We start from the raw sequence: 12708 nt of genomic DNA on the forward strand, positions 1-12708 counted from the left end.
AGCATCCTATGGGGGTATTTATGAGTGACTTTTATCTCGATTGATATAATAAAATAAGTAAAAATTACCTTATCCATATATTTTTAGTACGTATTACCCACTTCGTAACCCCAATAGCTTTTTGACCAAAAGGTTAGTAAGATTATAGTTGTGTTAATATTTTGAAATATTAATAAATTTTAAGATTAATAGAAAACAATCGAAAAATAGAGAGGAAGCGTGTCAATGAAAAAAAGAAGAGGGTTTCCGTTCAAAGTATTAGCAACTTCCACATTAGCGACGATGCTACTAACGTCAACAGGATTTGCGGAAGGAATACGTACTAATCCAGTTCCAGCTCCAAGTGTAGAGGAAATTGTGAAACAAGGGCAGAAAATATTCTTGGATGAACAAAAGCAAGCTGCAGAAGCGGTAGCAGATCAGTTTGGGTATAAGGATTTAAAGAAAAAAGGTCTGGCAAAACCGTATCAGCCAAATGAAAAGGTGCGTCTAATTGTTGAAGTAGAGAAGCCTGATACTGTGGGGGAATCTAAACAAAACAAGAAAGCAAAGTTTAAACAAAAGCAAGATCATGTGATTGCTCAAATTTCTAAGACTAAATCTGCAGCGAAAGTAAAGAATCGTTTCTATGAAAGTTTTAATGGATTTAGTATAGAAACTGAGTTTAGTAATCTAAAGGAAATTCAAGCGACTCCTGGTGTGACAAATGTACATATTGCTAGGACGTTCCAACCATCAATGGGAGCAAGCAAAGAATTAGTACAAGCCCAAAAGGTATGGGAGGAATATGGTTACGAAGGGGAAGGATTGCTTGTTGCCATTGTTGATTCTGGAATTGACTACAGTCACCAAGATATGAAACTTACAGAAAAAGGAAAAGAGAAACAAAAGTTGTCCCAAGAGGGAATAGAAGGAAAATTGGCTGAAACCGAGGTAAGTGAAGTATGGTACAACGACAAGGTTCCGACAGGATATGACTGGGCCGATAAAGATACGGATGTCATTCCTCGCGGGCAAAACGGGTCATCACATGGTATGCATGTTGCAGGGACAGTAGGGGCAAACGGGGATGAGGAAAATGACGGTGTACAAGGTGTTGCTCCAGGTGTGCAGTTATTAGCGGAAAAAGTATTTTCTGATAATGGCGGAGGTGCATTTGAAGATGACATTATTGCGGGTATAGAGCATGCGGTCACTATGGGAGCAGATGTCATTAACATGAGCTTAGGCTCTGATGCGGGATATGTTGGAGAGGAAAACGATCCGATTCAAAAATCGATTCGCGAAGCAACCGAACAAGGGACTCTTGTAGTAGTAGCGGGCGGAAACTCCTCTTTCAGCACCAAAAACAATCTTTTACTGTCTGCAGCGAAACCTTATGCAGAAAACCCGGATATTGGGACAGTAGGCGAACCAAGCGTAAGTCCATATGCCTTGTCAGTAGCTTCTTATGAAAATACGAATATTCATATGAATACATTAGCAGAGGAAAATGGTTTGCAGCTCCCATACCAAGACCAAACTCAATATGATTTCAAGCTCTCAAGAGTACTGGAAATGGGCAAGAGCTATGAATTGGTATATGTTGGGGAAGGGAAAACTGCAGATTTCGTTGGAAAAGATGTGACTGGTAAAATTGTAGTAGCCAAACCGAAGCAGCCATATGCTACTTACACATATGTACAAAATGAAGCGAAAAAGAAAGGCGCAAAAGCAGTTATCCTTGTGCCGCCTAGTGAATTGGCTGACTATCCATATGTATATCTTAGTTCCTTCTTTATTCCTGCCGCAACGACAAGCAAAGAGGCAGGAGATGCGTTAATTAACAAGCTTACAAGTGGACAAAGTGTAAATATGCAAATGTCAAAAGGAATTTATATAGAAAATCCTGATAAAAATACGATTTCCGATTTCTCATCCTATGGTGCACCACATACATTAGATTTTAAACCAGAGATTTCTGCACCTGGAGGCAACATTTATTCAACGGTTACGGGTAATGAATATGAGATAATGAGCGGAACATCAATGGCAACACCGCATGTGGCTGGAGGTTCAGCCTTATTGCTGCAAGCTTTATATGAAAAAGGCTTATCTCATTCTAAGGAAACAGCATTAAAAGCAAAAATCGCATTAATGAATACATCACAATTAATACAAGACCCACGCACTAATAATGAGGTACCGTACTCACCACGTGTACAAGGATCTGGATTAATGAAAATTCAAAATGCCATTAAAACTCCTGTCCTTGTTACGAGTGAAAAAACGCCATTAGAGCAAGCCGGAGCAGTTGCATTAAAAGAAATTACAAGCAACAATGCACACTTCAAGTTAAATGTAGAAGCTCTGCAAAACGTAGATGTAAAAGACCTAGAATATAGTGTTTACGTTGATGTATTAACGGATAATACAGAAACAAAAGAATTTGACCTAGACAATGATGGAACATTGGATTCTAAAGAATATTTAACGTTAACTAGCAAGCGGGTACAGGGTGCTTCCGTTTTGGTCAACGGGGAAAAAGTAACGCATACAGAAGGAAAGACATTAAAGATTAAACCGGGGCAGGAGAAGAACTTAGATATCCAAATTTCATTACCAGCCAACTTAAAGCAAGGCACGTTTGTTGAAGGCTATGTACGTCTTGTGCCAACTGGAAAAAACAGTGATTCGGCAGTTCCGATAACCGTTCCTTACATGGGCTTCTATGGTAAATGGGATCAAGCTCAGAACCTAGATCCAGCTGCATGGGATAAAGATGCTTTCTTAGGATATACGGTGCTTTGGAATGATGAGCCATTCTCAGAAGGGACATTCCCATTAGGTTATGATCCTAGAAAGGGAACATTCAATACGGACCGTATCGTGATATCTCCAAACACGATTTATCCAGGAGTATTCCCAACATTCACCACACTCCGCAATTTAGAGAAAACAGAAATGTACGTGGAAGATCAAAATGGACAACTAGTTCAATATCTGGGTGACTTTAGTGAATACACTGGGAAGCCATGGAAGTTCCGTAAGAATGTTATGGCCTATGGGGACTATATGAATGGTGGATATTTATGGGATGTAAAAGACAAAAATGGACAAGTAGTCAAAGATGGCAGCTACAACTATGTTATTAAAACAACACTAGATTACAAGAATGCGAAGCCACAAGAAGTGAAGCTTCCAGTTAAAGTAGATTCTGTGGCTCCGGTAGTATCCGATATCCAAGTACAGCCAAAAGACGGCAAATATGAAATTTCCTTCAAAGCGGTGGATAACGATAATGGCAGTGGTTTTTACGGTGCAATCATTTGGTATAATGGTAAGTATATGCCGCTAGAGCAGGGACAAACGTCAGTACTTGTAAAAGAGGAACCGAAGAGTGTTGTAGTGTTAGGTTCAGATGTCGCGCTTAACCATGGATATACCGTTTGGGGAGATCCTTCGTATATTAATGATGAAATGCTTGTCAGTTGGTTCAGCGTATATCCATATAATAATGTAAATGAAAGTACCCCTGCGGGAATTAATGCTTTCGCCAATAATCGGGTCAATTGGACGATCAATATTAGAGATGAAAGTGGTAAGGTCGTTGACTCGATTGTGGTGGAAAATGAGCATGAAATTCACTTACAGTGGAAACCGGAGGCAGACCTTCCTAATGGTAGGTATACAGTATCAGCAGAAGTGGAAAACAAACAAGGCTTTAAAGTTACGACTAGTCCGCAATCTGTAACGGTCTTACAGCAACAATAAAATCATACGAAAAAGGTCGGTTCGACATAAGAGAACCGGCTTTTTTCGTATTCATTAAATAAGCGAATATAAAAATGTTTTCGTTAAAAACCTTAAATGGTATTATTTAGTAACCAGTATCAATATTGATAGTAATATATCTAATTGAAAAGGGGGGTGTAGTAGTGTCACATAAACAAGATCGTTCAGGTGCTAGTGTTAAATTACAGAAATACATTGACTCACCCGAAATGCAGCGAGCTCTATATCGTCATACGTTAGTTATCGTTGTTCTTTCACAAATTTTTGGCGGTGCAGGACTTGCTGCAGGTATAACAGTTGGAGCACTTTTAGCTCAAGACATGTTGGGAACGGATAGTATTTCAGGAGTTCCAACAGCGTTATTTACCCTTGGTTCTGCAGGGGCAGCGCTTCTTGTAGGGCGGTTATCTCAACGATATGGCCGCAGGTCTGGATTAGCTGCTGGTTTTCTTGCTGGAGGAATTGGAGCAATCGGGGTAGTCATTGCAGCGATAACCAATAATATTTTCCTGTTATTTATCTCACTATTAATCTATGGTTCCGGTGGTGCCACAAACTTACAAGCCCGCTATGCAGGAACAGACCTGGCTAGTCCCAAGCAGAGAGCGACAGCTATTAGTATTGCAATGGTATCAACAACATTTGGCGCAGTTGCGGGTCCTAACTTGGTTGATGTTATGGGACGATTTGCAATAAAATTAGGTGTTCCAGCATTATCCGGACCATTCATTTTAGCAGCAGCTACTTATATTATAGCTGGTTTGGTGCTACTCATTTTACTGCGTCCAGACCCGCTCATTGTTGCAAAAGCAATTGCGGATGAGACGAGAAAGAACAAGAACGTTCATTTAGAAAGTAATACAAATACACAGGAGTTTAACAAAAGAGGAATCGTGGCTGCAGCTACATTAATGGTGTTAACCCAATTGGTTATGGTCGCAATCATGACCATGACACCTGTACATATGGGGAAGCACGGTCATGGTTTAAGTGAGGTTGGTATGATAATTGGATTCCATGTAGGTGCTATGTATCTTCCATCACTCCTAACAGGAGTCCTCGTGGATAAGATTGGACGCCTATACATGGCAATCGCAGCGGGTGTCACCTTACTTGCAGCAGGCCTACTTGCTGCCATGGCACCGGGTGAATCAATAACCTTACTTACTTTGGCACTCATATTGCTTGGTTTAGGCTGGAACTTCGGATTAATAAGTGGTACCGCTATTCTAGTAGATTCAACGAATCCGGCCAATCGTGCAAAGACGCAAGGAACTGTTGATGTGATGGTTGCTTTATCCGGTGCAACGGGAGGCGTACTATCTGGGTTGGTTTTTGCGAATACCAGTTATGCGACACTATCAATCGCAGGAGGAATCCTTTCGCTCCTCCTAATACCTGTGTTAATTTGGTCGAGTACTAAAAGGGTAAAAGTTCAGGCGTGAATCCACTTAGATAATGCCTTAATTATGTAATTTAATGTGAGACCTTTTGGTAAGGTGGGACGTCCACTGTTATAAAAAACTATTACATCAAATAGAACGTACCCGATAAGTGAAACATAGACTATTGTATCAATAAGGTAAGGATGTCATATCATGAGAAGGATAAGACAAGTACAACCAATGATTGGTCAAGCATGGACTGGCAGACATGTGGTCTTACTGCATTGTACGACAAATAATCAATTTATTCATTTATATAAAAGCTACCACGCACCAATCGAGCCTCCTCGCGATAATTGTGCAGAAACTTTATCGCAATTACTAAGTATCGGCTATCGCATTCATGCTATTACTGCCATTTCATCCAATCAAATTCAATACTTTTTGGTCCTTGAATAAAGTTAATTTATTCAACCTGACAAACAGCCGCTTTAGTCCTTAAAGGCGGCTGTTTTCTAATTTTCTTCAGATTACTAACCAAATTTAGTGAAACTATCTAATTAGAGCTATTTGACTAGAGTAAAAAGGATAGTCTTTTTTATCCATTCACATTAATCCTTTACTTATTTATTATTATTTATATTACATACCGAGTTCGCCTGATTATGTAAGTTTCAACATCCGAGAACTTATTATGAGGGAAAGGTGGAAAATTGTGAACACAGATCAAGCTTATGAATTGTTAACTGATGCAGGAGTAAAAGAAGATATCAGTATTCAAATAGTTAGAAGATGGCTGCGTGAAAGAAAAATAAAATACGTGGGCACTGTTCCTCAGAATTCTGGATATATACTTGATGATAAAGACCAAGCATTGAACATGTTAAAGGATGCGGGAGTTTCCGATCGTATTGGTATTCAAATTGTCCGACGATGGCTTAGGGAAGGTAAGATTCAAAACGTGGGGAATGGGAGGAGTGAATATTTTCCAAATGAAAATCTTTCAAAGGTGTATTTAAATAACGATACAGATCAGGAAAAGATTATAGGTCAATTAAATGTAAAAATTAATACACAGGATGAGATTATAAAAGGGATGGAACAACTACATAAGACATCTATCGATACTTTAATTCAGCAAAGAACCAATTTAAATAAAGAAATTGTCAACCTAGAGTATGAGAATGGTGACCTACAAAAGGAAACGAAGAAGTTACTAAAAGAGAATATTGAATTAAGAAATCAATTGTTAAAATTAACGGAAGAACTTTCTAAAGGAAAGAAAAAAGAAAGTGATAAGGTCCCTGTAACACTTTCTCCTAAAATGAATGACTACCGTCAAAAATTAGGACTCTCAAAAACGGCCAGTAATAAAGACGTTTTTGCAGGATATAAAAAATTATTAAAAGTTACACATCCTGATCATGGCGGCAACGCAACAGCCTTCCATTATATTAAAACAGACTATGATTATTTTAGAAATAGTATCAAAGAATAATTGATTCTTCTGTCTAAATACACACTTAACCGTTCTTGTGCCTAACAATAAAGTTAGGCACCTTTTTATTCCTTATTGGTCAACATTAATAAATCCAAGTTTTCAATGTGAATACCACCAGATTCTCGTAGATCTTTTAAACGATTAATATCCAGGATTTCAATCGTCCTATTTGATAAGTCGATGATTTTTTGAGTCTTCCACTTATTAAGTATTTTATTAACTGTAATTCTTGAGGTACCTATGTAACGGGCAAATGATGTTTGATCAATGGAGAAACTGCCATTTTCATTTATTAGTTTTAATAGATAATGCGCCATTTGTTGTTCAACCGGGGAGTTTAAAAAGGCTATTATCTCTGCAAGTATTCTAAATTTATAGATTAGTGAATTGGTAAATAGACATGCTGCTTCAGGATGATTTTCACAAACTTTTTCTAACGCTTCATCAGAAAAATGATAGACAACAGATGAACAGGTAGCTAAAGCAGAGGTTAGATAAGCTTCCTTTCTTGAGCCGTGCTCTCCGAATAACATTCCTTCTGGAACATAATTAACGGTGCGTTCCACACCTTCTTTTGAAAGGAGGGTGATTTTTATTCCACCTTCAGATAAGAAGAAAAATCCTTTTCCTTCACATCCCTGACGGTAAACTACTGAATTTTCCTCAAACACAAGTTTATTCCCATATTTTAAATAAGGACTCCAAGCGTTTCGAAGATTTTTCATGAAATCACCCTGCCTTGAATCTTTTTTAATTCATCGGGATTTATTATGATGATCTTTTTACCATGAACCTCAATGATGTCATCTTCCTTCCATTGCTTTAGAATCTTATAAATGGTAATTCTCGTTAAACCCGTGCATTTTGTTAGGTCTTGCTGTGATAGAGGAACTTCATAATTCTTAAATTCATAACAGATATTCAAAAGAATCACGGACAACTGTTGCTCTGGAATAAGTGTGTCCAAGTAAATTTTATCGGCTAGTATATGCATTTTATGGATGACCGTTTTTATAACCATGTGAAGGATTGAAGGTTGATAGGTTATTAGTTTTTGAAAATGATCACAATCGAAATAATATAGTACTGAGTCATTTACAGCTGTAGCCGTTGTAAAATGTGGCTTCCGGTCCATAGCTTGAATCCCTAATAATTGCCCAGGAATAGCGATGTTTAGTAGGCGCTCTTTCCCATTTGTCGTTTTACTCGTCACTTTAACTAATCCCTTTTGGATATAATAAAATCCTTCTCCCATTGTCCCTTGTTGGTAAATACATTTTTTTTCCTTGAAAAATTGTCTAGTCCCAAATTGCAAACATGTTTCCCAATCAATATCACTGTCAAAAAGGATTGCCACTCTATCATCTCCCAAGTGAAATTCAAGTGTTATGTATATTACGAGCTAATTTGCATTTTTTTGTTAACGCTTACATTTTACTGTAGATTAATAGATATGTATTGTTAAATTCACATAACAAATGGATGAAAAAAGTTTATTAATGTTAACCACTTAACAATAGTGTAAAAGATTAAAAAGATAAAATCAATATAGGTGAATTATTTTCAAAATAATCAGCCAATTCATGGGACTTCCACTTAAATAGATATGAAGGAAGACAATCATGAAACCATTGAAAAAAGGGGGGAACCTTAAGAATATTCATCCAAGAATAAACACCAATGCCTATTGGAACAAATTCTAAAAGGAGATGGTTGGATGAACAGGGAAGTACAATCTGTGGTTACGGAAGATTTAACAAAACAGAATGTCGGATTAAATACTACTAAACTTTCTATTAAAAGTATGCCAAAAGCAACGTTTGTTGTTGTTATACTTTGCTGGTTTGCGATGCTGGCAGATGGATATGATTTAGGAATCTATGGTGCTGTATTACCATCATTAATGGAATATAAAGATTGGAGTATGACTCCAGCCCAAGCAGGTGCAATAGGAAGCTATGCATTAATGGGAATGCTGATTGGTGCCATCTGTGTTGGAACTGTTACGGATATGATTGGCCGTAAATTGACCTTAATTTTTTGCGTTACCGTATTTTCGATTTCAATGTGTCTCGTCGCACTTTCGACGTCACCGGAAATGTTTGGGATCTTTCGCTTTATTGGCGGTCTTGGACTTGGTGGAGTAATTCCTACAGCATCTGCTTTAACAATCGAGTATTCTCCTGTCCGGCATCGATCAAAAATGTACGCCATTATGTATACTGGTTATCCAATTGGGGGAGTCCTTGGCGCTCTATTTTCCATGTTTCTTTTAGAGGATTATGGATGGAGATTAATGTTTTGGATAGGTGTTATTCCACTTTTAGTTATTCCTTTTATTATTAAATTTCTTCCTGAGTCGATTAGCTTTCTAGTTGCTAAGAAAAGGTTTGATAAAGCTGAAAGTATAGCCCGAAAATTTCAACTTCCTAATGATTTTATCCAAAGTAATATGACGGATGAAACCAAAGGAACTACGAATAAATTCGCGGCTATTGCAAGTCTATTCTCACGAGAAAATATCAGGGCAACCATGTTTTTTTGGGTTACTTTCTTTCTAGGTCTGCTTATGATTTATGGTTTAAGTACATGGCTGCCAAAAATGATGCGTGAGGCAGGATATCCGCTCGGACCTAGTTTAGGATTTTTACTGATGTTAAACCTATCCGCAGCGATCGGTGCTCTAGTAGCAGGTACGGCGGCAGACCGATGGGGCTCTAGAAAAATTATCAGTCTTTCTTATTTCTTAGCAGGAGCTTCAATTGCACTTTTAAGCATAAAATCATCGATGTTCGTTGTGTATGGACTAGTGGGGGTAGCAGGTTTTGGAACTATTGGGACTACACTTATTCTAAATGCCTACATTTCTAAATATTTTGAAGCAGACAACCGAGCCACTGCTCTGGGATGGGCCCTGGGATTTGGACGGATTGGGGCTATATCAGGTCCAATTTTAATTGGTTTCTTTATGAGCTCAAATTTTGACTTCTCGCTTAATTTTTATCTCTTTGCCGTTGCAGGAGTCTTAGCTTCCATTACAATCTTGTTTATCCCTAAAAAAGGAAATATATAAAGTGTAAAGTTAAAAGCCGCTCTCTTCCATTCAAAAGAAGGGTACGGCTTTTATTTTTCTAAAAAAGTATAATCTGACTTTTTTGAAAAAAGTGTTAACCAGACTACAATGCCTTCGAAAATTCAGTTTTATAATAACACTATGAAGGATGAGGAGGATGTATATGGGAATTCGTACAGGAGCACAGTATATCGAGGCATTAAAATCACGTAATCCAGAAGTTTGGTTATCAGGGAAAAGAGTAACAAATATCTTTGAAGAACCTGTTTTTCATCAACCAATTCTTGAAATGGCGAAGTTGTATGATTTACAGCATGATCCAGCGTATCAGGGAGAGGTCACTCATATTTGTGAAGAAACCGGTGAAAGAATTTCAAATGCATTCATCGTACCAAAAAGCTATCAGGATCTAGAAGCTCGAAGAAAAACGTTCGAGGTGTTTGCTAAGGCAACGTTTGGTTTAATGGGAAGAACTCCTGATTTTCTAAATGTAGTGGTAACTTCTATGGCTAGTAATTCCGAGTTCTTGGACAAATACAATCCTGAATGGGGAAAAAACATTCGAGCTTATTATAAGCATGTTCGCGACAATGACCTATTTTTAACACACGCTATTATTAATCCACAAAATGACCGCAGTAAATCATCACATGAACAACAGGATATGTTTACCCATTTAGGTGCTGTTAAAGAAACTCCAGATGGCTTGGTTGTAAGAGGCGCAAAGATGCTGGCAACCCTCGCACCTATTACCGACGAAGTAATTGTTTATTCATTCCCTGGATTTAAACCTGGAGATGAACGTTATGCCCTTGCTTTTGCACTTCCACTTGATACGCCAGGGCTTCGTATTTTATGCCGTGAAGCTATGCAGGATGGAAAACGTTCTGTTTATGACCACCCATTAGCATCAAGATTCGAGGAAATGGACGCGGTCTTAGTATTTAATGATGTTTTAGTACCGTGGGATCGTGTTTTCCTTTATAACAATGTCGAGGCAGCAAATTTACTGTATCCGAAAACAGGAATTGGTATCCAACCCGCACATCAATCTGGAGTTAGAGGTTTAATAAAGCTGCAATTTGCTACCGAAGTGGCTTGTAAATTAGCAGACTCCATTGGTGTTGATTGTTATCTAAATGTTCAAAACGATTTAGGCGAATTAATCCAATCAGTAGAATCTATAAGGGCTTTGCTCCGAATCGCTGAGTATGAATATGAAGTTACAGAGACTGGTGAAGCAATGCCAGCCTATGCACCTCTTGAAACAATTCGAGGATTGCTGCCGAAAATGTATCCACGTGCCATTGAAGTAATGCAAATCATCGGTGCTGGAGGGCTATTAATGTCACCAACGGATGCCGATTTTGAAAATCCAGATCTACGAGAAGATTTAGATCGATATTACGTGGGAAGAGAAGGAGTAAATGCAGAAGAGCGTGTTCATCTCTTTAAGTTGGCATGGGATTTATGCGGTGAGGCATTTGGGCAAAGGATCCTTCAATACGAACGTTATTACACAGGAGATCCAATTCGTAAGAGAGCCATTTTCTATAACAACCACAAAAGAAATAATTCATTTAAGCTGGTTGAAGAAGCGTTGGAGATTTTTGACCGAAAAAAAGAGGTTCCTAGCTTATAAAACATTAAACTATTTCGAGGAGGTGTGATTGGGTGCAAACGTTAAAAGATGGTGCTCTAACACTTAAAGGTTCTGTTATTGCTATTGGTGCATTTGATGGGGTACACAAAGGACACCAAGCTGTCATTAGGCAGGCTGTGGAAAAGAGTCTTTTTCATCAGGTTCCAAGCGTCGTATATACGTTCGACCCGCCTCCTCGACATTTTTTTAAAGGTGCCCAAATCTTGACACCCATTCAAGAAAAGGTAAGTAGGATCTATAAATTAGGTGTAGATTATGTGATTGTTGCTAGTTTTGATGAATGGTATGCAACGCGCCCTCCTGAAGATTTTATCAGTGAATTATCAAAACTTAACCCGATAGAAGTGTCTATTGGTTCGGATTTTCGTTTTGGAAAAAGTAGAAAAGGTGATGTAGAACTATTAAAAAAATACTTTCAGATCAATGTGACATTACCTGTTTATTGTAATGGCGGAGAACTTATTTCATCAACGAGAATTCGCCAGTTAATTTCAGAGGGAGATTATCAACAGTCCTACGCCTTATTAGGGTGGTAATAGAACTGAGGGTTACTTATTAGAAACAAAAGGGGTAATAAAACTATGAAACTACTAGGAATTTCAGGCACCATTATTGGAGAAAAGACGAGTATTGTTGTCCAAAAGGTCCTTGAAGGAGTAAAGAAACACCATCCAAATGTGGAAATTGAATTGTTGGATTTAAGAGAATATGATGTCCAGTTTTGTGATGGTCGAAACCCTGCGACCTACACGGGTGATACAAAAAAAGTTCTTGATATCATTCAATCTGCTGATTTTTATATTATCGGAACACCAATTTTTCAAGGCTCATTATCAGGACCACTTAAGAATTTATTTGATTTAATCAATCCAAAGGATATTCGTAATAAAGTAATGGGATTTGTCGCTACCGGCGGTACTTTCCAGCACTACCTGGTGATTGAAAACCAATTGAAACCAATTGCAGGATTTTTCCGGGCATTCGTAGCTCCAGGCTATGTGTACGTTAATAACGATCATTTCAATAAAGATAATGAAATCATCGATCAGGAAGTATTAAACCGAATTACAGACTTAGCAAAAGAAGTAGTATTCATGCAAGAAGCATTAAAATCATTCGAAGAAAAATTAACAACGGTCTGAAACGGTACTAATGAAGGGACCATGAAACCCAAAAACAAGACTTATTAGATGAAATGGGTCCCATAAAGGGTCCATGAAGCCCAAAAACTAGAATTATTAGATGAAATGGGTGTCATGAAGGGTTCATGAAGCCCAAAAACTGGACTTATTAGATGAAATGGGTCTCATGA

Annotated in this window: 10 protein-coding genes; 8 read left to right on the forward strand and 2 right to left on the reverse strand. The window is 38.0% G+C overall.

Annotation, left to right across the window (positions count from 1 at the left end; genetic code table 11):
* Positions 1-225: 225 nt before the first annotated feature.
* The 4 genes from QNH48_RS11490 to QNH48_RS11505 all read left to right on the forward strand — a co-directional run bounded on the left by QNH48_RS11490 (position 226) and on the right by QNH48_RS11505 (position 6657).
* Positions 226-3753: a S8 family serine peptidase gene (locus tag QNH48_RS11490; RefSeq protein WP_283955009.1), complete on the forward strand. Its 3528-nt coding sequence runs from the start codon at positions 226-228 to the stop codon at positions 3751-3753.
* Between the two features lie 230 nt (positions 3754-3983).
* Complete coding sequence (locus tag QNH48_RS11495; protein WP_283955752.1) at positions 3984-5219, forward strand: MFS transporter; 1236 nt, start codon at positions 3984-3986, stop codon at positions 5217-5219.
* 153 nt (positions 5220-5372) lie between these two features.
* Positions 5373-5618 (forward strand): hypothetical protein, encoded by a 246-nt coding sequence (locus QNH48_RS11500; protein WP_283955010.1) that lies wholly within the window; start codon positions 5373-5375, stop codon positions 5616-5618.
* Between the two features lie 256 nt (positions 5619-5874).
* A complete protein-coding gene (locus QNH48_RS11505; protein ID WP_283955011.1) occupies positions 5875-6657 on the forward strand; it encodes a hypothetical protein in 783 nt (260 codons plus the stop codon).
* 65 nt (positions 6658-6722) lie between these two features.
* Here QNH48_RS11505 and QNH48_RS11510 read toward each other — a convergent pair whose 3' ends face one another.
* Both QNH48_RS11510 and QNH48_RS11515 read right to left on the reverse strand, forming a co-directional pair.
* Complete coding sequence (locus QNH48_RS11510) at positions 6723-7385, reverse strand: Crp/Fnr family transcriptional regulator (RefSeq protein ID WP_283955012.1); 663 nt, start codon at positions 7383-7385, stop codon at positions 6723-6725.
* Entirely contained in the window at positions 7382-8017 is a 636-nt protein-coding gene (locus tag QNH48_RS11515; protein ID WP_283955013.1) for a Crp/Fnr family transcriptional regulator, read from the reverse strand. The genes QNH48_RS11510 and QNH48_RS11515 overlap by 4 nt, the downstream gene beginning before the upstream one ends.
* Positions 8018-8464: 447 nt before the next feature.
* Between QNH48_RS11515 and QNH48_RS11520 the strand changes: the two genes are divergently transcribed.
* From QNH48_RS11520 to QNH48_RS11535, 4 genes are all read left to right on the forward strand, one after another.
* The gene (locus QNH48_RS11520; RefSeq protein WP_283955753.1) at positions 8465-9733 is read left to right on the forward strand and encodes an MFS transporter; all 1269 of its coding nucleotides are present in this window, start codon (positions 8465-8467) and stop codon (positions 9731-9733) included.
* Positions 9734-9896: 163 nt separating this feature from the next.
* Positions 9897-11375 (forward strand): 4-hydroxyphenylacetate 3-hydroxylase family protein, encoded by a 1479-nt coding sequence (locus tag QNH48_RS11525; RefSeq protein ID WP_283955014.1) that lies wholly within the window; start codon positions 9897-9899, stop codon positions 11373-11375.
* 32 nt (positions 11376-11407) lie between these two features.
* The gene (locus QNH48_RS11530) at positions 11408-11932 is read left to right on the forward strand and encodes an FAD synthetase family protein (protein WP_283955015.1); all 525 of its coding nucleotides are present in this window, start codon (positions 11408-11410) and stop codon (positions 11930-11932) included.
* 45 nt (positions 11933-11977) lie between these two features.
* Positions 11978-12538, forward strand: a complete 561-nt coding sequence (locus QNH48_RS11535) for an NADPH-dependent FMN reductase (protein ID WP_283955016.1) — start codon at positions 11978-11980, stop codon at positions 12536-12538.
* Positions 12539-12708: the final 170 nt, after the last annotated feature.

Origin of the sequence: Neobacillus sp. YX16 (genome assembly GCF_030123505.1) — a bacterium.
Lineage (GTDB): Bacteria > Bacillota > Bacilli > Bacillales > Cytobacillaceae > Neobacillus.